This is a genomic window from Exiguobacterium sp. s56, assembly GCF_018618255.1.
GTDB lineage: Bacteria > Bacillota > Bacilli > Exiguobacteriales > Exiguobacteriaceae > Exiguobacterium > Exiguobacterium chiriqhucha.
Map to the genome: position 1 here is coordinate 533,306 of NZ_JACSLR010000001.1, position 21,393 is coordinate 554,698.

Consider the following 21,393-nt stretch of genomic DNA (forward strand, 5'->3'; position numbering starts at 1 on the left):
AAATTTACGAAAAAACAAGCTCAGATGTGTCAGTACGGTTCGGAGTGGGAAGAGAAAGGGGAACGACTTTTCATACTAGGAATGATCAAGGAGGAGTAGAGATGCAGATGGAGACAAAAAATTGGCACGCACTCGAACCGGATGTGGTAAAGAGTTCGCTCGAGACAGACACATCCAGCGGTCTGTCGAAAGGGGAAGTGTCAAGTCGACAGGAACAGTACGGGAAAAACGTGCTGCCCGAGAAAGAGAAGACACCTGAAATTATAAAATTTTTGCGTCAATTCAATGATATTCTTGTCTTTGTCTTGCTTGGTGCCGCTGTCGTCACCGGCTTTTTAGGGGAGTACATCGATACGATCGTCATCGTGCTCGTCGTGACGATTATCGCGGTCGTCGGTTACCTCCAAGAGAACAAGGCCGAGCAAGCGTTAGAAGGCATCAAAAAGTTACTCGAGACGAAAGCGAGCGTCATCCGTGACGGCAAGCAGAGCCAAGTCGACTCGAGCGACCTCGTCGTCGGGGACATCTTGGTCCTTGCCGCCGGGGACAAGGTCCCGGCTGACGCCCGTGTCATCCAAGCGGAGAAGTTCAAAGTCGAGGAATCGGCATTGACGGGCGAAGCGACGACGGTCGAAAAGAAAATTCAAGTCGTCCCGGAAGACGCCGTCCTCGGTGATCGCAAGAACATGATTTATTCGGGTACGAGCGTGGCGACAGGAAGTGCGAAAGCAATCGTCACGTCCATCGGAGAAGGCACGGAGCTCGGCCAAATCAACGCCTCGATTGCTGAAGTCGAGACGGTGAAGACGCCGCTCATTCGCCAGACGACGAAGTTTGGTCAGACGGTATCGATTGCCATCCTCGTCATCTCGGTCGTCATTTACGCGTTCGGTTACTTCGTCCGCGATTTCGACCCGATTGAGTTGATGTTGACGACAATCGGTCTCGCCGTCGCCGCGATTCCAGAAGGGTTACCGGCCGTTATCTCGATCATCCTCGCGCTCGGTGTCCGGAACATGGCTGAGAAAAAAGCCATCGTCCGCAGCCTACCATCGGTCGAGACGCTCGGCGCCGTATCGGTCATCTGTACCGATAAGACCGGGACATTGACGAAAAACGAGATGACCGTCAAACAAGTCGTCACGGCCAAACACGACATCGAAGTGTCAGGGAGCGGTTATGAGCCGGACGGTGATTTGGAATTGAACGGTCAACCGTTCGATTTGGATGATGACGAGTCGATGATCGATTTGTTAACGGTCGGGAAAACGTGTAATGACGCTCAGTTGTACGAAGAAGGCGGCGAATGGGTCGTCAATGGTGACCCGACGGAAGCATGCTTGCTCACGCTCGCCGAAAAGGCGGAGCGGCCGATCGAACGTTTGGACGTCATCTCGAAGATTCCATTCGATTCGGAGTACAAATATATGGCGACGCTCGTCGATTATAAGGGCGAGCGCATGATTTTCATCAAAGGGGCGCCGGACCGCCTGTTCGATATGGCGGAAGACACGGAATTTGACCGCGCCTATTGGGATGAGAAACGAAAAGAGATTGCCGACCGCGGACAACGCGTGCTCGGCGGCGGCTTCAAGCGCGTCGACGTCTCGAAAGAGACGGTCGACCACGAAGACGTCGAGAACGGCATCACGTTCCTCGGCCTATACGGTATCGTCGATCCGCCACGTCAAGAAGCAATCGAAGCGGTCGCGGCTTGTCGTGACGCTGGGATCCGTATCAAGATGATCACCGGCGACCATAAAGACACGGCCGTCGCCATCGCGCGAGAACTCGGCATGGAAGTCGAAGGTGCCCTCGAAGGGAAAGAATTGACGAACATGTCCGACGAAGAAATCAAAGAGGCGTCGGTTCACAATGACGTCTTCGCCCGGACGAGCCCGAACGATAAACTTCGTCTCGTCAAAGGGTTGCAACAGAACGGCTTAATCACGTCGATGACCGGAGACGGCGTCAATGACGCACCGGCCTTGAAACGGGCCGACATCGGGGTCGCGATGGGGATTAAAGGAACGGAAGTCGCGAAAGAGGCCTCGCAGATGGTCCTCGTCGATGACAACTTCAAGACGATTTACAACGCCGTCCGTGAAGGACGCCGTGTCTACGATAACTTGAAGAAGACGATTTTGTTCTTGCTCCCGACAAACGGTGGACAAGCACTTCTCGTCGCCATGAGTATCTTGCTTGGCGCAGCGGCACCACTCAGCCCGGTTCAAATCCTCTGGGTCAACATGGTCGTCGCCATCACGCTCTCACTCGCCATTGCGTTCGAGCCGCTCGAAGAAAGCACGATGAAACGGCCGCCGCGCCCTGCGAACGTACCGTTGTTAAGTCGCTACTACGTCTTCCGCATCACGTTCGTCTCGATTTTAATCGGGGGCGGTAGTTTAATTATCAACTATATGCTCGGTGATTTCGATTACTCGACCGATAAGTTGCAGACGATCACGCTCAATACGATCGTCATGGCGCAACTGTTCCACTTGTTCAACTGTCGGACCGAGCTCGCGCCAGCGTTCAACCGTCACTTCTTCGACAATAAAATCGCCTTTGTCGTCTCGGCACTACTGATCGGGCTCCAGTTGTTCATCACCTACGTCCCGTTCATGCATACGTTGTTCGGTACGGCACCGCTCGAGCTGCAAGACTGGATTTATCCGGTCGCGTTCGGTCTCATCGTCTTTGTCATCGTCGAAATCGAGAAAGCCATCTCACGTCGTGTCATCGGTAACAAAGACTTACACTAATGTTTTAGTGAAGACGGAATGTGGAATTAATGCATTATGCAGAGGAGGGATGCTCAATGAAACGTGATGAATCACAACCTGGGGTACACCCAGATCCAGTCCCGGATGAAGAGTCAGATCCGGCCACTAAACCGGCACCGACCCAACATCCAGATCCAGACCCGGAACAGGACAATGACGACTCAAACTAAGGACGCCGATGCTTGATCGGCGATTCATACAAAAAGGGATTTCCGATCAATGTCGGAAATCCCTTTTTGCTGTTATTTCTTCGGTGCCGGGCTGCGATACTCGGTCATCTTGTCGAATTCTTTCTCATTGAAATACTCGACGACGACGAAATCGCCGACCGGGCATTCCCAACGGTCTTTGGCGATTTGACACTCTTTCAGTGTCACTTTCTGGTCGTACATATCAAGCTCGAGCGTGTCCTTCAAAAACTGATCGACTTGTTTGTCGTTAATTTTGAAGTATTCGCTCAAGATGATGTCTTCGCCTCTGTCGTTCGTATGCGTCATCACTTTAAAAAATCTCATTGGTGTACCTTCTTTCGTCTGTAAGCTGAATTCTCAGTATAAAGGAGCTGGCCTGATTTGGGAACCGTCATCCCGGTTTCCATAGAGATGCCCCTTCCGTGTTGAATGTGAAAGGGGCTCGTCTCATTTTAATTTGTGGCGGTTCGGTGGTGCCTCGTTGAACGGTTGTTTATGGCGAATGATTAGCCAGAACAACAAACCGAACAAGGGGATATAAGGCAGAGGCCACAAACTCATCTTGTAGCGCTTGGCATCCCGATTCATCAACGTGATTTGGATGAAGGCGAGCAAGAAGAAATCGACCGTCATCGTCCGGACGAACTGGTTCTGTTCGACGTAAGACCAATACTCGGCCACGTTCCCGGTCGTTGAGGCGGCGATGAACAAGCCGATCGTGACGAGCAAGAGCAGCACCCCGAGCAGTCGCGTCGGGAGCGGCTTAATCGGTGTCGGATAAGGCGACTGCCGCGCGAACGCCAAGTACGGGGCGATGATGAAGCCGCCGACGACGAAACCGGTCGCTGCCGGTAAGAGCGGGTTCGGGCGCAACTGGTTCACCTCGGACCAAAGAAGCGGGAACAAGGCGAGCGGATAGACGCCTAGGATGCTGAAAAGGGAAAGCGAATATCCTTCATAGGCGTCCGTGTTATACGTGATGAAATCGAGCAAAAACCGGCTCGAGAACGGTTCATTCGGGCCGAGGAGCGCGATCGCGATCGCGGCGGCCCACGGAATGAGTAAAAACTTTCTAGTCATGCCCTACACCTCGAGTCTGTCTCTGTTTCCATTAGTATACCCCGGAATCAAGCGAACAAAAAATGAGAAGTGTCAATCGACACGTTCTCATTGGTTTTCACGAGCATACGCTTTAATCATCGTCACGAGTTGCTGGGTCTCGTCTGAGTCTGATTCGAGTCGGATCCCGTAATCATATTGGCTTCCCATTTGTCCGCGGTGGCGGACGTGACCTGTCAGATCGATCGGTTGAATCAACGGGACGAGGTCGAGTTTGACTTGGACTTTCAGCCCTTCTGAAAGTGGGAATAAGTAGTCGCACCGCATCTTCAGACCGTGGGCACTGATATTGAGCAGTTGTGCTTCCCCGTCATGCAGTTCTTTGTCTTCCCAAATGAGGCGATATGGGATGAAGCGGGGATTCGGTAAAATATAGCGAAACGTTTCTTGTCGTCGATAGCGCATCGGTTCACCTCATTTCTCTACCTAGATTATCGGCTATTTGTGGCGATTCGTGAAGGGGGGAGCCACCAAAATTTAGGAAGCGCGGTTTACAGAATTGCAAACGCTTTCTATAATAGAAAGACAGAGTTGGTGAAGGAGGGATCGTATGAATGTCAAGGACTTACTCCGACGCTATTCGATCGACGAACCAATCATCTACGCGAAAAATCTACACGGGCAGTGGGTCAAAATCGAGCAACTGCCGCCCTACACCATACTAGAGGTCGAGGCGACGGACGAGGCCATCGAGGCGCTCGCCATCGACGCGTACGTGGCACTCACCGTTTGTCGGGAGAAATCGTCGCTTGAAGATGCACGCCCTTATGCGGTGCGGCTCCATATCAAAGGAAAGTAAAAACCGCGAGCCGATGGGCTCGCGGTTTTGCTTAGGCTGCTTCTTCTTTTTCGTCGTCCTGTGGGACGGTCCGTTTCGCATAATACATGAACGGCGTCGCCATCCAAGCGATGATGAACTTGGCGACATATGTCGTGATGAAGATGTTCCACCAGATATCCCATTCCATGCCCCAGAAGGCGATCGTACAGAAAGTGAGCGTATCGATGAACTGAGAGACGACGGTCGAACCGGTCGTCCGAAGCCACAGTTTTTTCTCACCCGTCTTGGCGCGAATCTTCGAATAGATGAAGACGTCGAACAGCTGCGAGACGAGGTACGCGGCGAGACTACCGAGCGTGATGAGCGGAAGCATCGAGAACAGCGCTTCGAAGCTCTCATGCATGAACAACGCCTCTTCAAACGGCTCATAGAGCAATGCGAATTGCATGAGCACGGTCGAGACGATCAAGATGAAGAAGCCGAGCCAGACGCCTTTACGGGCGGTGTGACGACCGTATTTTTCATTCAAGATGTCTGTCGCTAAATAAAGGGAACCGTAGACGATATTCCCGAGAGTAAAGATGAAGCCACCGATTACAATCTGCTGCGTCACTTGGATGTTGGCGACGACCGAGGCCATCGCAATCCAGGCGAACAGTCCGACGCGTCCGAACAGCTTGTAGCTGAGGACGAGCAGACCGAGCGTGAGCAAGGCAGAAGGAATCCATAACCATTCATTGTGCATGGGGATCGTACTCCTTCCAAATCATTCATTCTGTCAACTTTACAAGTTTATAGAGGAACGGAAACTGTGTCAAGACAGTTTCCATGACTAAAAGAAAAAGCGACCTGTCCTGATAAGGAAAGGTCGCTTCATTTGATGCCTCCGACGAGAATCGAACTCGTGCTGCAGCATTACCATTGCTGAGGTCTGCCACTAACCTACAGAGGCGGTTACATCTAGTATGTTACACAGTCTGTCATGAAATTTCAAGCTTTTTTAGAATAATAAGACCCCCGTCCTCCTCATGGTGAGAAGGGCGGGGGTGCGTTGAATCAAGCTTACTTCGTCCGGACCCAAACAGCTCCAGCCGAGTTGTCTTTCGCTTCGCCGACGACGTCGACGACGAGTCCGTATTGTGGAAGTTTACGGCCCGCATCTGGGATGAGCGAGTTGATGTACGTGTTGGCGTCGTTGAACTGTTTCACGCCTGGTTGAGCTTTGTAGTCATAGATGCCACGGCTCGGTGAATCGATGTACCATGGGAGCGTCTTATCTAAGCTGAACGCCGCATCTGCGATCTGGTAGCGCGTGCTGCCAGCGACTGTTTCTTGACCGTTCAAGTTGCCGATAAGGGCCTCAGGATGCGAGTCGACGACACCGAGGAAACCTTCACCCGGGTGAATCCCGACCCAGTTGTCTGAGAACGAATCATCCGCATACCAGACGACGAGACCTGTGTTGTACTTGACGCCACGGCCGTTCAAGAGACCTGTGTCTGCACCTTCATGGTTGCGCCATTCAAGGTAGTAGTAGTGAGGTTTCGTGTCATAGCCGTCCGACTTGACGAAACCGTCGAGTGTGACTTTCTCTGCGCCTTCCGCATCGTCTGCGAGAAGCGATTGACCGCCTGACGTAATCGACAAGTTGTCGAGTGCGAATCCTTCAAGGGCAAGTCCACCGTCTGTCACGTATTCGAAGACGATTTGCACGTCTTGACCCGCGAATTGAGACAAGTCGTACGATTTGTTCACCCAAGCACCGTTCGTCGATTCCGCACCGTTTCCAGTGTTGTCATCGCCGTAGACATCAAGGACGACTTCTTTGCCGCCGCTGAGTGCTTTCACGTACAAGTAGTCGTAGTCAAATTCGATATCGAAACGTGTGTCGAAAGCGAGCGTACCGTCCGCGCCGAGTTTGACCGTCGGTGTTGCGAGTTCGGTATGCAAGTTATCGCCTTTTGTCGAGTAGTAGTAATACTCGCCGAATGCTGGCTCGATACCTTTTACTTTCTTGTCTGGAAGGTTTACTTTCAACAATCCAGGGTTCGTCGATTTCGTCACGGATTGATCGAGTTTCGAGACGAAACCTTGTTGTGTGATGTCTTCAAGATCAACTTCCGTGATGTTCGCCCAGTTGCCGCCCATCAATTTTTGGAAGTACTCTTTGTTTTGTGGCGAGAAGCTCGTCGGCTCCGTACCTGCAACTTTACCAGCCCAGCTGCCGCCACTCATGATCGACCATGATTGGACCGGTTCGCCTTGACCTGTGTATTGTGTGTCGTATTCATCTGGAAGACCGAGGTCGTGACCATATTCGTGAGCGAAGACGCCGACTGCGCCGTCTTCCGGTTGAATCGTGTAATCGAATGCCGCCATTTGACCGCCCCAGTACGGGACGTCTGCTGTCGTTCCGGCTACGCGGTAAGGACTGTTGCCGACGACCCAACGGTGTGACCAGACTGCGTCATCACCGAGGACACCGCCCCCAGCTTCTTGGCCAGTACCAGCATGAATGATCATCAAGTGGTCGACCAAGCCGTCCGGCTCATTGAAGTCGCCGTCACCATCGAGGTCATAGAGATCGTATTCATCGTAATCTGCAAGGTTTAATCCTGACGCGACTGCCGCGTTCAACGTGTCTTTAACGAGTTGACGCGGACCTGGTCCGATGTTGTCATTCCCGCCAGCCGGATTGTCACCACCGTAGTCTTTCGCTGTGCCCGGGACAGTCAACCAGTCAGAAACCGTGCCGTCGACCGTGTAGCTGCCGCCCGACTGCTCTTCATAATACTGTTTGAACGTTTGGACTTTTTCACCGTTGAACAGTTCGAACGACTCGTCGCCGAACATATACTGCTCGTAGTGTTCTTTACTGAAGTTGTCGCTATAGAGATAACCTTCTTCTTGGACGACGTTGTTATGTTTGAAGTCGCTATACTCGACGAGAAGGACGAGGACTTTGTCTTCACGGACGGCGCCGTTATAGCCTGCCTGTTGGGCAGGATCGACTTTGACTTGACCGTTCGGCTTGCCTTTCCGATAGTTCGCTTGTCCTTTTTTCGCTTTGTCGAGGAGACGTTTCGATTCTTTCTCGAATTGGTTATGTATCTTCTCTTTTGCTTCAGCGGCTTTATCGTTCAAGCCGTGCTTATGGACGTCTTTCGCATTGCCTTGCTTCTTCTCGATATAGGCATCGACGGCCTTTTGGCGTTCGGTGGCCGAAAGCCCTTTTTTGATGACGCCTCGCTTCTCGAGCGCTTTGGCGAGCCGATCCTCATCAATGATGTTGTGATCGAATGGAGCATTCGTGCTCGGGGTTGGTAGCGGCGAGGCGGCGAGTGGAGCGGCACCGACGGCCGGGATCGCACTGACGCTCATGACCGATGTCAGCGCGACGGCGAGCGTCGTACGACGGATGGAACGTTTTTTCATTTGTACTAACCTCCTGTGAAAATAATGGGAAATTGTGTGAGCTTGAATCCAACATTAAACTTGTGTCAGATTAATGTCAATATTCAGAAAATAAGAATCGAAAAAAGAGACTTTCGTCCCGATTGGTCCTAAAGACCTAAGGGGTCAAGTCTCTACATCAATGATGCCGTAATGAAATTTGGATGTTTTGCGAACAATCCGTGTAAAACCAAACGTTTCGAACGTCTCACTCTCAAAATGAGCCTTTAGGACAATCCGTCTGGCCGCGACACGACGGGCCTCCGTCATGAGTTCAAGAGACAGTGGATTCGTGTTGGCGAGTGAACGTAATGGGTTCAAGTGAACCGATTCTGAAATCGTCTTTTCGAACATCGGATCGAAGTAGACGACGTCGAACGAATCGTCCGGGCATGATTTCAAATAGGTGAGGGCATCCGTCCAGACGACCTCGAGTCGACGCATCGCCTCATTGACCGCGTCGTGTTTCTCTTCCCAGACGGTCAAGCCTTCTTTGACGAGCATCGCGGTGACGAACTCACTCTCGAGACCGACGGCGCGACCGGTCGGACCGACGGCATGACTGAGGACGATGCTGTCCGAGCCGAGCCCGAGTGTGCAGTCGAGGACGCGGTCACCTGGTTTGATTGCGGCAGCATCGACGAGCGGGTCGTTCCCACCGCGCGCAAGTTGCTTCACACGGAAAACCGAGCTCGATGGGTGGAAAAAGAACGGTTCATCTCCGTCGAGTGGGGTATATTCGACACGGCGCTTATCAAAGACGAGGACGCCTGTCTGGTGGCGTTGCTTTAACGTGTCGATGGAGTGTTTGCGTCGGGGGATAAAACGGACGTCGTACGTTGCTGCGTGAGCCGCGGCCCGTTCGATGGTTGCCTCGGTCGGGCGTAAACAAGTCGTAACGATATAGGTCATAGCATCTCCTTACTGAAAAAATGAGACGCGGAGGCGTCTCATTTTTTCTTGCTGAGTAAATCCGACAATTCATCGATGAGCGCCTTATGCGAGGCGAGTTCTTTCTTCTTCTCATCATTCGGGTTGATCGGGCGTTTCGAGCGGCTTTGAAGCGCTTCGAGCGTCTCATCGATTGACGATTTGAGCGTATCACGATCTTCCGGCTTGAGCGTCACTTCATGCGGGTTTTCACCGCTTGCGTCGAGTTCACGCAGACGAGCCATCAACTGTTTTGCTTCTCGGTTCAAATCGGCGAGTAATCTGTCAATTTGTTCCAAGCGAAGCTTGATTCCATCACGTTCTGTAAACATTCGTTTCACCTCTTTTGTTGGGTAACCGTTAGGTATCTTCTCATTTACTTTACCATAATTATCGAAAGACGAAACTACCGGGAATATATTCCATTTTATTTGACTGAGGAAAACACTGTTTCTCTATGCCCACACGACATTCGACTGGTATACTAACTTAGCTAATAAGGAGGTGGTCGGATGCAGTCGACAACTCATCCACCAAAAGCGCTCAAAGGCGCCATTTTATCCATCACGACGTATTTGGTCTTATCTGTCCTAAAAGTCGTATTCGGTTATTTGTATAATTCGGAAGCCGTCCTCGCCGACGGATTCAATAACACGACCGATATCATCGCTTCAATCGCCGTTTATATCGGCATTCGCATCGCCGCACTGCCCCGGGACGCGGAACATAAATACGGGCACGCCAAGATGGAGACACTCGCCGCACTCGTCGCATCACTGATCATGGTCGCCGTTGGGGTGTTCGTTCTATTGAACAGTATCGCCACTCTGATTGGGGGCGAATACGTGGAACCGAACCCGCTCGCGGCCGTCGTCGCGTTCGTGAGTGCGCTCGTCATGTTCGGCGTATATGCGTACAATTCGAGATTGGCCAAGCAGACCCGGTCACTCGCCTTGAAGGCGGCAGCGAAAGACAATCTCGCCGACGCCATGATTTCAATCGGGGCGACGCTCGGCGTCCTGTTTGCCTACTTTAAATTGCCGTGGATGGATACGGTGCTCGCCGTCCTCATCGCGGGGATGATTATCCGGACGGCGATTCAAATCTTTCTCGACGCGACCCATCAGCTCTCGGACGGGTTCCCACCGGACCTTGTCGATTCGTATGAAGAGACGATCCAACACTTTGATGCCGTCAAGGAAGTCCGTGAAATCAAAGGACGCCACCTCGGCAATCACGTCATGCTCGATGTGACGATTGCCGTCGAAGGAAGCCTCACCGTCGAGGAGGCGCACGATTTATGTGATGACATCGAGCGCGAACTCGACGAACACCATGCCGTCGATACAGTCCACATTCACATCGAACCGGTCTGATTTCGGTTATCTTTTGCGCTTCACGGCGCCGTTCGTATATAATGAGTGTGGAAAGACAATGAGATAACTGTTAAGGAGGGCACGGGATGGAAATCGTGCGTCAACCTATTCGTCAGATTGATGAGATCGAATATGAGCATTTTAAAAAATACGGTCAAAGTTCCTACGGCATGTCAGCCGAAGAGTTAAAAGGCATCTTTGTCGAGATGGGCGAAGAGCAGGTGTACTCAGCCGACGCCCATAGCTATGGGGAGGACTTCTATTACGACCTCCGTGTCGATGGTCAAGTCGTCGGAAAAGTGTTGCTCTTGAAACTGGCTCGCGTCTATCAGCTTGATTTGATGGTGTTCGACCCATTCAAAGACAAGGGTTATGCGACTGAAGGGCTTCGCCTCGCGCTCGAGCAGTCCGATTTGAAAGAAGGGCATACGGTCCGCGCCGGCATCCCGCCGACGAGTCCGCATCAGGAAGCGGTACGCCATGTCCTCGAGAAGAACGGCTTCGAGAAACGGAACGGCCTTTATTATTTAAACTTTAAAAAACGATATGTAATCAACCATTGAACTGACGGCGTCTAACGCGTCAGTTTTTTCGTATGGAGGTTTTTGAGATGAAACAAGTGACAATCAACGACATCGCCAAACTGGCCGGGGTCGCGAAAAGCACCGTCTCCCGTTACTTGAACGGGGGCTCGGTCGGACAGGCGACCCGCGACAAGATTGAGCGCGTCATCCAAGAGACGAACTATGAGCCGAACCAGTTCGCGCAAAGCTTGAAGTCGAAACAGACAAAAATGATTGGTGTCATCGTACCGCGGCTCGATTCCTATGCTGCTTCGCGGACCATGATGGGCATCGATGAACGACTGACCGAACGCGGGTATCAAATGCTTGTCGTCAACACGGCCCAACAGACCGAACGGGAAATCGAGCAACTGTATAACTTGGCGAAACAGAAAGTGGCCGGCATCATCTGGCTCGGGACGACCGTGACGGAGCGACACTTGCAGGCAATACAAGACATTCAAATCCCGGTCCTATTGATCGGTCAGGAACATGGACACGTTCATAGCCTCGTATATCCCGACTTTGACGCGGCGTACGCCCTCGGAAAGCAGTTCATGGATTGGGGACATCGCGACATCATCTATGTGGGCGTCGAGGAGTACGACATCGCCGTCGGTCAAACGAGACGTGATGGTTTCTTACGCGCCTTCAACGAGGCAGGGGCGGATGTGAAGACGTACACGACGTCATTTAAAATCGATGACGCGATTCCGATTGGGGCTCAGGTAGGGCATGAACTGTCGGCGTCACTCGTCGTCTGTGCGACCGACAACATCGCACTCGGCGTGTTGAAGGGACTTGCCAACGCCGGCAAAACGGTCCCGGGCGACATCTCGGTGAGTGGATTTGGAGGCTATGATTTCACCGAAGTGCTCCATCCGTCGATCACGACGGTCCACCTCCCATACCGTCGGACCGGCTCTCACGCGGCTGACATGATTCTCCAGTTGTTAACAGGTGACACCATCCCGATGAAAACGTTCACAACTTTTGAATTAAAACTGCGCGAAAGCGTTGACATTTTAAATTAAATCGTTTACATTTGTGTTGCGGAACCGGTTCCGCAACATTTTTTATTTATTTTTGGAACCGGTTCGACAGATGCTACGAAGCAATACATTCAGACATGGAGGTGGACGGATGAATACCGTACATTGCATTGGTGAACTATTGATTGATTGGGTTTGTGAGGACGCGTCGAGCGACCTCGTCAACGGGACGACATTCGTGAAGAAAGCAGGAGGCGCACCGGCAAACGTCGCGGCCGTCGTCAGCAAACACGGTGGAAGCTCGAGCTTCCTCGGTCAAGTCGGGGCTGACCCGTTCGGCCGATTTTTAAAACAGACGCTCGTTGATAACGGTGTCGGCGTCGAGAACCTCGTTGAGGAAGGTGACACGACGTTCGCGTTCGTCTCGATTCAAGAAGACGGAGAACGGGACTTCACGTTCCGCCGCGGCAGCGACGGTGACTACGCGTTCGAGTCGATTGACTTGTCGGCATTCAAGCCTGGAGACATCGTCCATTTCGGGTCGGCGACGGCGCTCCTCGACGGCGAGTTAAAGAACGCCTACTTCAAACTTCTTCAGTTCGCCAAACGTGACGGCCTGTTCGTCTCGTTCGATCCGAACTACCGTGACGCGCTTGTGACCGACCTCGAGGCGTTCAAACAAGATTCGCTCCATTTCATCGCTGAATCCGACTTCGTCAAATTGAGCGAAGAAGAGGCGCACTTGTTGACGGGGCTTGAAGATTTGAATCAAGCGGTCGCGTCACTGCTTGAAGCGGGTGCGAAACGAATCGCCATCACGCTCGGCTCGCGCGGGACGCTGATTGCGACGAAAGATGTCAAAGATGTCATCGCTTCAGTGAAAATCGACAGCGTCGATTCGACGGGAGCGGGCGACGCCTTCGTCGGAGCCTATCTATATCGGTTGTCGACACTCGGGATGGATGACGACCGACTCTTGCAGGACATCGAATATGCGAACGTGACCGGTGCATTGACATGCACGGCATACGGCGCGATTCCAGCCATACCATCACAACAACGCGTGCTTGAAGCGCTAGGAGGGAAACCAGCATGAACTACAGACAAGAAGCAGAAGCGATTTTAGAGGCAATCGGCGGAAAAGACAACGTCGCCGCCGCGGCCCACTGTGCGACCCGGCTCCGCCTCGTCTTGAACGACGAATCGAAAGTCGATGAGAAGAAGTTGGACGCCTTAGACGTCGTCAAAGGGACGTTCTCGACGGGTGGCCAATATCAAATCATCATCGGTACAGGTACGGTCAACAAGGTATACGCCGAATTCGCTCAACTGACAGGCCTCGGCGATATGTCGACAAGCGACGTCAAGTCGGCCGGTGCGAAGAAAGGCAACCCACTCCAACAGTTCGTTAAGATGTTGTCTGATATTTTCGTCCCGATCATCCCGGCCATCGTCGCCGGTGGTCTCTTGATGGGGATCAACAACTTGCTCACGGCACCTGATTTGTTCTTCGAAGGCAGCTCATTGATTGACCAGTACCCTGGCATCGCCGACCTCGCCGCGATGATCAACACGTTCGCCAACGCCGCCTTCGTCTTCTTACCTGTCCTGATAGGTTTCTCCGCCGCCAAGCGGTTTGGGGGTAACCCGTACCTTGGCGCCGCGCTCGGGATGATCATGGTTCACCCGGATCTCGTCAACGCCTACGCGCAAGCAACGGTTGGCGATATCCCGGTTTGGAATATTCTCGGCTTTGAAATCGAGAAGCTCGGTTACCAAGGACAAGTGTTACCGGTCCTCGTATCCGCTTATATCTTGTCGAAACTTGAAATCAATATCCGTAAATTCATGCCAGCTTCACTCGATATCTTGCTCACACCGCTCCTCTCGCTCCTCATCACAGCGTTCGTCACGTTCGCTTTCGTCGGACCGATCACGCGTGAAGCGGGTAACTTGATGATCGACGGTCTCGTTTGGACGTACGACTCACTCGGCTTCTTCGGCGGTCTCGTCATGGGTCTCTTGTACGCACCAATCGTCATCACAGGGATGCACCACAGCTTTATCGCCATCGAGACACAACTTCTCGCGGATATCGCCCGCACAGGCGGGTCGTTCATCTTCCCGATCGCAGCGATGTCGAACGTCGCGCAAGGTGCGGCCACACTCGCCGTCTTCTTCTTGACACGTGATCAAAAGATGAAAGGTGTCGCTTCGGCATCTGGTATCTCGGCACTCCTCGGAATCACGGAGCCGGCCATGTTCGGGGTCAACTTGAAACTACGCTATCCGTTCATCGCGGCCATCATCGGCTCAGGAATTGCCTCGGCGTTCATCGTCGGACGTGAAGTCCTCGCCGTCGCCCTCGGTGCGGCAGGTCTTCCAGGGATTATCTCGATTGCACCAGCGTCAATCGTCTCGTATATCATCGGGATGGCCATTGCCTTCGCGGTCGCCTTCGGATTGACGTTCGTGCTCGCAAAACGCCAAGCGAAAAAAGAAGCAGTAAAAGAAGCAGCTTAACAAAAAGGAAGTGATGTTATGAGTTGGACGAAGGCAGAGCGTTATCGCTCGTTACGTGACGTGAGTGCCCTCGAGATGGAGACGCTCCGCACAAAGACGGCGGCTTCCCCGTGGCGGTTCGGATACCATATCCAACCGCCGACGGGACTCCTGAACGACCCGAACGGATTCACGTATTACAACGGGGAATATCACATGTTTTATCAGTGGTTCCCGCTTGGACCGGTACACGGTCTCAAGCATTGGTATCATGTCACATCGCCCGACCTCGTCACGTGGACGGACCGCGGGGTGGCGTTAGTCCCGGAGACGAAAGAAGATTCACACGGTGCCTATTCAGGTAGCGGGTTCGTGAAAGACGGGGAACTCCACGTCATGTACACGGGCAATCACCGGACGGATGACTGGACGCGTCACGCCTCGCAGGTCATCGGTGTATTACGAGACGGCAAAATCGAACGTCGGAACGTCGCGATCCCGGACGTGCCGGCCGGGTACACGGAACACTTCCGTGACCCGAAAGTATGGCTCGAGGACGGCATCTATTACGCCGTCGTCGGCGCACAACGCACGGACGAGACAGGATGCGTCGTGTTGTACCGCTCGATCGACTTGGATGAGTGGACGTTTCTCGGTGAGATTAAGACGGGACTCGATTCGTTCGGCTACATGTGGGAATGTCCCGACGTGTTCGAACTGAACGGACAGCATGTCCTCGTCTTCTCGCCGCAAGGGATTGAACCGGACGGGCATCGCTATCACAACATCTATCAGTCCGGATTCTTGATCGGCAAGCTCGACCTTAAAACGTTGACGTTCACCCACGGCGCGTTCGAGGAACTCGACTTCGGTTTCGATTTCTATGCGCCGCAGACGACCGAACAAGACGGACGTCGCGTCCTCGTCGGATGGATGGGCTTGCCTGAGATCGAGTATCCGACGGACCGCTTCGGCTGGGCACACGCCTTGACGCTACCGCGAGTGCTCACAATTGAGGACGGGATGCTCAAGCAGCGTCCGGTAACGGAGATGACAACGCTTCGCCAAGACACATTCCTCGATGCGTCTGGAACGTCAATCAGCGTCGCGACACCGGAACGGTACGAGCTGGAGCTGAAAACGGACGGCTTAGACTTCAGCCTCGACTTGCTTCAAGTCGGCGACGAGTCGCTCGTCATCCGTTACGACGCGTCGGCGGGCGAATTGACAATCGACCGGACGAATGCCGGCGAGCCGTTCGCGACCGAGTATGGCACGACACGGACGAAAGCGATTCATGTGACGTCGCTTCACGTGTTCGTCGACTCTTCAAGTGTCGAATGCTTCGTCAATGACGGTGAGGCGGTCGCCACACTCCGCGTCTTCCCTAGTGAGCTTGAGAAACAGTTGCGCTACGAAGGCGCGACTGCGAGCCTGACCGGTTGGACGTACCAATAAGAACAAGCTGAGCTTCGGCTCGGCTTTTTTTTGTTTGTCTATAAATGAAGTGGCTTGTGTTACTCTGAGAATATGTAATAACTTACATATTAGATAGGGGACGGTTTAGACATGTGGATGATTTTAGGATTGCTCGCGATTGGCGCGACACTGGTCAATTTGTATACGTTTAGCGTCGGGAAAGATTATAAACTGCCGATGGCGCTTGCGTTATCGCTGACCGCGTTGACGGTGTGTGCAGATTACAGTTATTTGTCGGTCTGGGTCGAAGCGGAGGATTGGGGTGCATTGGCGGATGTCATCCCCGGCATGGGACGGGCATTATGGGTGCTCACCAGCATCTCTATTATCTTGAACCTGTTGCCGATTTTCTTGGAGCGAACGCGGAAACAGGCATGAATGATATGATGTCAAAAATTGTGAAACCTTTCGTCAAGATTTTCGTAAAAGATGACTATCAACGTGAATGGGGTGGAGGACATGAAATTAAATCGAGCCATGTTGACAGGGGCTTCGGCGATAATCAAAGCGTTGATGGAACCGGACTGGAATGAATTGAACAACGAAGAAATGACTCAAGCGCGAGTCGCTGAGTCATCAGGGATCGGTTCGTTCAATGAGACGGATTTCATCATGTTCAACGGAATCGAAAAAGTGAGACCGTTCGCGGACATGTTGCGCAATGCAGATGAAGCGCTCGAAGATTCCATTCACGGGGAACCGGACTTTGACCTGGAACTTCATTGGAAAGGCGGAGTGATGGCGCAGTATCATCTTTGGCTCGGTCAGAAGCAGCACCCGAGCTATTTGATGGACGTGACCCATCCGCACCTCATCTACCGCGTGTCGGCAGACATGACGAATCAGTTGATTCAAGTGCTCGGGGTGGATGAGTGATCGATAGACATGTGATGGGAACTTTACTAGCTTTCATCGCGTATATCAACCATACACAAACAAAGGGAGTCTATTCATGAAACAACGTCATATGTCAGTTCTTGGTTATATAATATTAGCCCTTACTTTGACTGGCTGCGGCTCGAACGATTTTCGGACGGATGGGATTGAAGAAGTCCGCGTCTCGAAATCGGACGGTTTTTCAAGTTTCCAAGAGCGCGATGTCGTCACGTTCGACGAACCGGAAGCGATACGAGTATTCGAAGACATGCTGCGTGAAGCGGACGAACTTCCCGGTGTCGCCAATGTGGTCGGCCCTGAATACGATATTGAAATCCACTTCGAGGACGGGGAGATGGACCGCTATTACATCTGGCTGAACGATGATCCGAAATCCGTCAGTAGCCTGTACGACGCGGACGATACGAACATCGGGTACCGCCTCCCGGCGGACGTGACGGAGGAATTGATCAACCTGCTCGAAGCGGGCGACTAAAAAAGACGCCCGGAATGGCGTCTTACGAGTTGAAGCGGATAAAGCGTTCAATCTGTTGCTCGCTCTTCCGCGCTTGACGACCGATCCAAATCAGATGACCCGGGCTGTTCAAGATGGTGAGCTGGGCATGCGGGATGAGTCGCTTCGCATGATGCGCGTGGCGGACCGGGACGGCCTTGTCATTTTTGGAGTGGACGATATACGTCGGACACGTCACCCCGAGCAGCGCTTCATCGGTCACTTGTTGCCGCAAGTCGAACTGGGCACCGAGACCGAACGCCATTTGGTTCGCGACCCGTTTTAATAGGAAGATATCGTACGGGGTCACTTCGTCACGAATGACATCGAGTGCGAGCAGGCTCGTCGATTGAATCATGCGGGCTGTCGCTTCGAACGGTTGTTTTTGAATCGCCCGGAGCACGAACTGTCTCATGGCGAACTGTAGCGCGATGAACGCTGGTTGGGCGACGTTACGGCTGATGTAGTGCCGATACGGAAAGTCGACGACACTCGTCACCGCGGCTGCGAGCGTCAGACTGAGCGCATGCTCATTCTGCGACGCGAGCTCGATGGCGGTCGGTCCCCCGGCCGAGATGCCGTACACGTGATACTGATCGATGGCCATGACTTCCATCATGCGACGTAAATTGGCGGCGAACGCTTGTGGTGAGGCTGAAAATGAGTACGGAGTCTCACCGTAACCGGGACGGGATGGGACAATGACCCGGAAACCGGACACGACGAGCCGGTCCACATGGTACGGTTCGAGGCTTGACGACTGGGTCCCATGAATCAGGATGATGATCGGACCGTGACCTCGGTCCATATATTCGATTTTTGTGCCGTTGACGTGCGCGTAATGTTTCAAAGCGGAATGGCCTCCTTAAACGCATTGTAATGGAAAATAACTTTATTTCATGGAAATAACATGCTACTGTCTGTTTATACATATTTTACATAGAGAAATGAAAGGGGATTAAACCGTGAACAACCGAGAACGGTTACTCGAGGTGAGACGGTTTTTCGAACGCCATACAGATGACAACCATCCGAAGACGTTAGAAGACTTGCTCGAATATTTATCTACTATCGGAGATACTTCTAAGTTAGCAAAAAAATCAGTGAAAGACGACATCCAAGCATTGACCGATTCGGGGTTCGAGGTGCAGGATGAGCTCGAGAAGAACGGCCTCGCCAAAAAATATTGGCATTCGGCCCGCTTGTTTGAAATCCATGAGCTCCGGATGATGGTCGATGCCATCGTCGCGGCGAAGTTCATCTCGGAAGACGTGACAGAGCGGATCGTCGAGAAACTTCAAAAACTGACGAGCATCCCGGAAGCGGAGACGCTCCAGTCGATTATTAAAACACCGAAGAAGAAACATGGACAGATCCCGTACCATATCGACCGCATCCAGCGTGCGATTCAGGAACAAAAGGCGATCTCGTTCCAATACACGGACGTCGTCGGCTTTGATGCCACGAAGCGGACGTTCCCGCTCCGCCGTGACGGCGAACGTTACGTCGTCAATCCGATTGACCTGCACTGGAACCATGAGCAGTACTATTTGATCGGTATCGATGAGTCGATCGGGGAGATCCGAAACTATCGCGTCGACCGTATCGTCAACTCGGAAATCGTCGAGGATGACACGCCGCGCATGAAGCATCATCTGCCGGACGACTACTTCCAAAAGTCATTCAATATGTACAACGGGCTCGACGAAGAAATCGTCCTCGCCGTCGACGAGCGGGTCCTCCCGGTCATCTTCGACAAGCTCGGCGAAGACGTCTCGATTACGCAAGACGGTGACCGCTTCCTGATCCGTTTTGACGCAGCCGTCTCGGACGGCTTCGTCTTCTGGCTCTTGTCGCTCGGGACGCAAGTCGAAGTGCTTGAACCGGTGACGCTCCGCGACCATATGCGCGATACGATCGAGGCGATGGCCGGACGATATGCGAAGGCGAGCATTCACTAAACGATTGAAATGAAGGTATGATATACTGCTTGCGACACTTGTAGAAAGGGGACAGGCGGATGTTGAATTGGATGCCTTTAATCATTCCGATTGTCGCTGTCATTTTTGTCGCCGTCGTCGCAAGACGCGCCATGAAAATGGACCGAGAAAAATAAGCTAGGACGGACATCCTCCTCGTCATGAGGGGGATGTCTTTTCCGTCCAAAAGGAGGAGACCGTTGGATACGATTACCCATACGCTGTTCGGTCTGACGCTCTACGGGGCGGCCGATAAGCGAGACTTTCAGAAACAAGAAAAACGGGCCTTATTCGTCACGACGCTCGTCGGGAGTCAAATCCCGGACAGTGACGTCATCTCGCGACTATGGGACACGGAAGGGATGTATCAGATGTGGCACCGCGGCATCACCCATTCGATTTTTCTCGTCCCGTTGTTCGCGCTACTCATTTACCTACTTGTACGCGTCTTGTTCAAGGTGACCGATATCCGTTATTTCTGGTGGGCGCTCTTGTCGGTGTTCATCCATAACACGGCGGACTTATTCAACGCCTGGGGAACGGGTTACTTCGAACCGTTATCGGCTGTCCGGATCACGTTCGGCGTCATCCCGATCGTTGACTTCGTCTATTGGGGCATCTTCCTCGTTGCCTGGCTGATCGCACGTCGAACGGACGTCAGGCACACGGTGTATCGCTACGCCTGGGCAGCGATCGTCGTTCACGTCCTGATTCAAAGTGCGCAAGGGGCATACTTGTATCAGTCGTATGCCGCCGATCACGACGAGGTGGCGCTGTCGGCCTCGTTCATCCCGACCCAGTTCACCGTCATCACGAAGACCGACGAGTCGGTGTCGATTTACAGCGACTCGGTCTATCAAGAACCCGAAGTCCAATACGAGTTGACGAGTGCCGACGATGCAGATCTTGCACCGCTCTTCGCCGAGAACAAAGAAGCAATCACGCTCAAACAGTGGTCCCCGTTCGTGGTCGTCGTCGAGGATGACGAGCGACTCGGTCTATATGACCCGCGCTTCTTTGACGGCGAGTCGTCGTTCTTATACGAATACATCGAATTGTAGGTGAGAGGATGCGACGTCTCCGTTATTTGTTCATCTTTGGTTACGAACAAGCACTCAGCTGTATCTTCCCGGTCGCCATCTTCGGTGCGCTCGCGCTGACGAAATGGTTCGACTTTCCGCTCCCACGCTATGACGTGCTACTCATCTGGTGTCTGTTCGTCCAAGTCGTGCTCGTCAAGACCGGGCTCGAGACGATGGAAGAAGTGAAAGTCATCAGCTGGTTCCATGTCATCGGGCTCGGCCTCGAGCTGTTCAAAGTCCAGATGGGGTCGTGGAGCTATCCGGACGAGGCGCTGACAAAAGTGTTCGGCGTGCCGCTCTATGCAGGCTTCATGTATGCGAGCGTCGGCAGCTACGTCGTCCAATCGTGGCGCCGGCTCGATTTGGAGTTTCTCAAGATGCCACCGCCGCTCATCGCGTTCGGCCTTGGGATCGCCATCTACTTCAACTTCTTTTGGCACCACATCTGGCTCGATTTGCGCTGGGTGTTGATCGGGCTCGTCTTTCTCGTCTTCGGCCGTACCATCGTCACGTACCGGCTCGACGACCGCCGTTTCACGATGCCCGTCGTCGTCGCCTTCTTTTTGATTGCCTGCTTCATCTGGTTCGCGGAAAATATCGTCACGTTCTACAACGGTTGGGCATATCCGAACCAGTTGAGCGGTTGGGCGCTCGTTGACCTCGGCAAGCTGTCGTCGTGGTTCCTGCTCGTCATCATCAGCATCTTGCTGGTGGCGTGGCAGAAACGAAGACAGGGGCTCTCATGAAAAAACGTGTGCACCCGCTTCGGG

At 52.9% G+C, this 21,393-nt stretch carries 23 protein-coding genes and 1 tRNA gene; 15 read left to right on the forward strand and 9 right to left on the reverse strand.

Translation table 11 applies throughout. From position 1 onward, the window contains the following. The first annotated feature begins 101 nt into the window (after nucleotides 1-101). Nucleotides 102-2,765 (forward strand): cation-transporting P-type ATPase, encoded by a 2,664-nt coding sequence (locus tag KNP71_RS02740; protein ID WP_214829941.1) that lies wholly within the window; start codon nucleotides 102-104, stop codon nucleotides 2,763-2,765. 56 nt (nucleotides 2,766-2,821) lie between these two features. Further along, nucleotides 2,822-2,956 (forward strand): hypothetical protein, encoded by a 135-nt coding sequence (locus KNP71_RS15915; RefSeq protein WP_021067349.1) that lies wholly within the window; start codon nucleotides 2,822-2,824, stop codon nucleotides 2,954-2,956. A gap of 72 nt (nucleotides 2,957-3,028) precedes the next feature. On the opposite strand, the gene KNP71_RS02745 is transcribed toward KNP71_RS15915, so the two are convergent. From KNP71_RS02745 to KNP71_RS02755, 3 genes are all read right to left on the reverse strand, one after another. Further along, nucleotides 3,029-3,301 (reverse strand): hypothetical protein, encoded by a 273-nt coding sequence (locus KNP71_RS02745; protein WP_021067350.1) that lies wholly within the window; start codon nucleotides 3,299-3,301, stop codon nucleotides 3,029-3,031. A gap of 123 nt (nucleotides 3,302-3,424) precedes the next feature. After that, the gene (locus tag KNP71_RS02750; protein ID WP_029595552.1) at nucleotides 3,425-4,057 is read right to left on the reverse strand and encodes a hypothetical protein; all 633 of its coding nucleotides are present in this window, start codon (nucleotides 4,055-4,057) and stop codon (nucleotides 3,425-3,427) included. Nucleotides 4,058-4,144: 87 nt separating this feature from the next. Beyond that, nucleotides 4,145-4,501 (reverse strand): PilZ domain-containing protein, encoded by a 357-nt coding sequence (locus KNP71_RS02755; RefSeq protein ID WP_214755923.1) that lies wholly within the window; start codon nucleotides 4,499-4,501, stop codon nucleotides 4,145-4,147. Between the two features lie 145 nt (nucleotides 4,502-4,646). Here KNP71_RS02755 and KNP71_RS02760 point away from each other — a divergent pair, with 145 nt between their 5' ends. Next, nucleotides 4,647-4,895, forward strand: a complete 249-nt coding sequence (locus KNP71_RS02760; RefSeq protein ID WP_029595550.1) for a hypothetical protein — start codon at nucleotides 4,647-4,649, stop codon at nucleotides 4,893-4,895. 31 nt (nucleotides 4,896-4,926) lie between these two features. Here KNP71_RS02760 and KNP71_RS02765 read toward each other — a convergent pair whose 3' ends face one another. From KNP71_RS02765 to KNP71_RS02785, 5 genes are all read right to left on the reverse strand, one after another. Then, entirely contained in the window at nucleotides 4,927-5,622 is a 696-nt protein-coding gene (locus KNP71_RS02765) for a queuosine precursor transporter (protein WP_021067354.1), read from the reverse strand. A 136-nt stretch (nucleotides 5,623-5,758) separates the two neighbouring features. Further along, a tRNA-Thr gene (locus tag KNP71_RS02770) sits at nucleotides 5,759-5,829 on the reverse strand. A 110-nt stretch (nucleotides 5,830-5,939) separates the two neighbouring features. Then, entirely contained in the window at nucleotides 5,940-8,312 is a 2,373-nt protein-coding gene (locus KNP71_RS02775; RefSeq protein ID WP_214829943.1) for an immune inhibitor A domain-containing protein, read from the reverse strand. A gap of 144 nt (nucleotides 8,313-8,456) precedes the next feature. Further along, a complete protein-coding gene (locus KNP71_RS02780) occupies nucleotides 8,457-9,242 on the reverse strand; it encodes a class I SAM-dependent methyltransferase (protein ID WP_029595547.1) in 786 nt (261 codons plus the stop codon). A gap of 38 nt (nucleotides 9,243-9,280) precedes the next feature. After that, nucleotides 9,281-9,592 (reverse strand): hypothetical protein, encoded by a 312-nt coding sequence (locus KNP71_RS02785; protein ID WP_021067357.1) that lies wholly within the window; start codon nucleotides 9,590-9,592, stop codon nucleotides 9,281-9,283. 180 nt (nucleotides 9,593-9,772) lie between these two features. Between KNP71_RS02785 and KNP71_RS02790 the strand changes: the two genes are divergently transcribed. From KNP71_RS02790 to KNP71_RS02830, 9 genes are all read left to right on the forward strand, one after another. Continuing rightward, nucleotides 9,773-10,636 carry a cation diffusion facilitator family transporter gene (locus tag KNP71_RS02790; RefSeq protein ID WP_021067358.1) on the forward strand — a complete coding sequence of 288 codons (864 nt, stop codon included), beginning with the start codon at nucleotides 9,773-9,775 and terminating at the stop codon, nucleotides 10,634-10,636. Between the two features lie 86 nt (nucleotides 10,637-10,722). Beyond that, on the forward strand, nucleotides 10,723-11,199 hold the full coding sequence (locus KNP71_RS02795; protein WP_021067359.1) for a GNAT family N-acetyltransferase: 477 nt from the start codon (nucleotides 10,723-10,725) through the stop codon (nucleotides 11,197-11,199). A 47-nt stretch (nucleotides 11,200-11,246) separates the two neighbouring features. Next, nucleotides 11,247-12,233 carry a LacI family DNA-binding transcriptional regulator gene (locus KNP71_RS02800; RefSeq protein WP_214828053.1) on the forward strand — a complete coding sequence of 329 codons (987 nt, stop codon included), beginning with the start codon at nucleotides 11,247-11,249 and terminating at the stop codon, nucleotides 12,231-12,233. A 109-nt stretch (nucleotides 12,234-12,342) separates the two neighbouring features. Beyond that, nucleotides 12,343-13,287, forward strand: a complete 945-nt coding sequence (locus KNP71_RS02805) for a carbohydrate kinase family protein (RefSeq protein ID WP_029595546.1) — start codon at nucleotides 12,343-12,345, stop codon at nucleotides 13,285-13,287. After that, nucleotides 13,284-14,714, forward strand: coding sequence for a sucrose-specific PTS transporter subunit IIBC (locus tag KNP71_RS02810; RefSeq protein WP_214828050.1), 1,431 nt, complete (start codon nucleotides 13,284-13,286; stop codon nucleotides 14,712-14,714). The genes KNP71_RS02805 and KNP71_RS02810 overlap by 4 nt, the downstream gene beginning before the upstream one ends. A gap of 18 nt (nucleotides 14,715-14,732) precedes the next feature. After that, nucleotides 14,733-16,151, forward strand: a complete 1,419-nt coding sequence (locus KNP71_RS02815) for a sucrose-6-phosphate hydrolase (protein ID WP_214828047.1) — start codon at nucleotides 14,733-14,735, stop codon at nucleotides 16,149-16,151. A 111-nt stretch (nucleotides 16,152-16,262) separates the two neighbouring features. Next, nucleotides 16,263-16,550, forward strand: coding sequence for a hypothetical protein (locus KNP71_RS02820; protein WP_214755928.1), 288 nt, complete (start codon nucleotides 16,263-16,265; stop codon nucleotides 16,548-16,550). A gap of 81 nt (nucleotides 16,551-16,631) precedes the next feature. Continuing rightward, the gene (locus tag KNP71_RS02825; RefSeq protein ID WP_214828045.1) at nucleotides 16,632-17,048 is read left to right on the forward strand and encodes a YhfM domain-containing protein; all 417 of its coding nucleotides are present in this window, start codon (nucleotides 16,632-16,634) and stop codon (nucleotides 17,046-17,048) included. Nucleotides 17,049-17,124: 76 nt separating this feature from the next. Continuing rightward, a complete protein-coding gene (locus KNP71_RS02830) occupies nucleotides 17,125-17,544 on the forward strand; it encodes a YhfM domain-containing protein (protein WP_214828043.1) in 420 nt (139 codons plus the stop codon). A gap of 22 nt (nucleotides 17,545-17,566) precedes the next feature. Here KNP71_RS02830 and KNP71_RS02835 read toward each other — a convergent pair whose 3' ends face one another. Then, on the reverse strand, nucleotides 17,567-18,412 hold the full coding sequence (locus KNP71_RS02835; protein ID WP_214828041.1) for an alpha/beta fold hydrolase: 846 nt from the start codon (nucleotides 18,410-18,412) through the stop codon (nucleotides 17,567-17,569). A 115-nt stretch (nucleotides 18,413-18,527) separates the two neighbouring features. On the opposite strand from KNP71_RS02835, the gene KNP71_RS02840 reads away from it, so the two are divergent. The 3 genes from KNP71_RS02840 (at nucleotide 18,528) to KNP71_RS02850 (ending at nucleotide 21,369) form a co-directional block, all read left to right on the forward strand. Beyond that, nucleotides 18,528-19,523, forward strand: a complete 996-nt coding sequence (locus KNP71_RS02840) for a helix-turn-helix transcriptional regulator (RefSeq protein WP_214755932.1) — start codon at nucleotides 18,528-18,530, stop codon at nucleotides 19,521-19,523. 218 nt (nucleotides 19,524-19,741) lie between these two features. Then, nucleotides 19,742-20,602 carry a metal-dependent hydrolase gene (locus KNP71_RS02845; RefSeq protein ID WP_214828038.1) on the forward strand — a complete coding sequence of 287 codons (861 nt, stop codon included), beginning with the start codon at nucleotides 19,742-19,744 and terminating at the stop codon, nucleotides 20,600-20,602. 8 nt (nucleotides 20,603-20,610) lie between these two features. After that, complete coding sequence (locus KNP71_RS02850; RefSeq protein WP_214755934.1) at nucleotides 20,611-21,369, forward strand: DUF817 domain-containing protein; 759 nt, start codon at nucleotides 20,611-20,613, stop codon at nucleotides 21,367-21,369. The last annotated feature ends 24 nt before the right edge of the window (nucleotides 21,370-21,393 follow it).

Excerpts from the sequence above, each read along its gene's own strand:
- KNP71_RS02785 (WP_021067357.1), bottom strand. The coding sequence starts at position 9,592 with ATGTTTACAGAACGTGATGGAATCAAGCTTCGCTTGGAACAAATTGAC.
- KNP71_RS02810 (WP_214828050.1), top strand. The coding sequence starts at position 13,284 with ATGAACTACAGACAAGAAGCAGAAGCGATTTTAGAGGCAATCGGCGGA.
- KNP71_RS02740 (WP_214829941.1), top strand. The coding sequence starts at position 102 with ATGCAGATGGAGACAAAAAATTGGCACGCACTCGAACCGGATGTGGTA.
- KNP71_RS02815 (WP_214828047.1), top strand. The coding sequence starts at position 14,733 with ATGAGTTGGACGAAGGCAGAGCGTTATCGCTCGTTACGTGACGTGAGT.
- KNP71_RS02775 (WP_214829943.1), bottom strand. The coding sequence starts at position 8,312 with ATGAAAAAACGTTCCATCCGTCGTACGACGCTCGCCGTCGCGCTGACA.
- KNP71_RS15915 (WP_021067349.1), top strand. The coding sequence starts at position 2,822 with ATGAAACGTGATGAATCACAACCTGGGGTACACCCAGATCCAGTCCCG.
- KNP71_RS02765 (WP_021067354.1), bottom strand. The coding sequence starts at position 5,622 with ATGCACAATGAATGGTTATGGATTCCTTCTGCCTTGCTCACGCTCGGT.
- KNP71_RS02780 (WP_029595547.1), bottom strand. The coding sequence starts at position 9,242 with ATGACCTATATCGTTACGACTTGTTTACGCCCGACCGAGGCAACCATC.
- KNP71_RS02795 (WP_021067359.1), top strand. The coding sequence starts at position 10,723 with ATGGAAATCGTGCGTCAACCTATTCGTCAGATTGATGAGATCGAATAT.
- KNP71_RS02820 (WP_214755928.1), top strand. The coding sequence starts at position 16,263 with ATGTGGATGATTTTAGGATTGCTCGCGATTGGCGCGACACTGGTCAAT.
- KNP71_RS02825 (WP_214828045.1), top strand. The coding sequence starts at position 16,632 with ATGAAATTAAATCGAGCCATGTTGACAGGGGCTTCGGCGATAATCAAA.
- KNP71_RS02755 (WP_214755923.1), bottom strand. The coding sequence starts at position 4,501 with ATGCGCTATCGACGACAAGAAACGTTTCGCTATATTTTACCGAATCCC.
- KNP71_RS02745 (WP_021067350.1), bottom strand. The coding sequence starts at position 3,301 with ATGAGATTTTTTAAAGTGATGACGCATACGAACGACAGAGGCGAAGAC.
- KNP71_RS02830 (WP_214828043.1), top strand. The coding sequence starts at position 17,125 with ATGAAACAACGTCATATGTCAGTTCTTGGTTATATAATATTAGCCCTT.
- KNP71_RS02750 (WP_029595552.1), bottom strand. The coding sequence starts at position 4,057 with ATGACTAGAAAGTTTTTACTCATTCCGTGGGCCGCCGCGATCGCGATC.
- KNP71_RS02790 (WP_021067358.1), top strand. The coding sequence starts at position 9,773 with ATGCAGTCGACAACTCATCCACCAAAAGCGCTCAAAGGCGCCATTTTA.
- KNP71_RS02805 (WP_029595546.1), top strand. The coding sequence starts at position 12,343 with ATGAATACCGTACATTGCATTGGTGAACTATTGATTGATTGGGTTTGT.
- KNP71_RS02760 (WP_029595550.1), top strand. The coding sequence starts at position 4,647 with ATGAATGTCAAGGACTTACTCCGACGCTATTCGATCGACGAACCAATC.
- KNP71_RS02800 (WP_214828053.1), top strand. The coding sequence starts at position 11,247 with ATGAAACAAGTGACAATCAACGACATCGCCAAACTGGCCGGGGTCGCG.
- KNP71_RS02850 (WP_214755934.1), top strand. The coding sequence starts at position 20,611 with ATGCGACGTCTCCGTTATTTGTTCATCTTTGGTTACGAACAAGCACTC.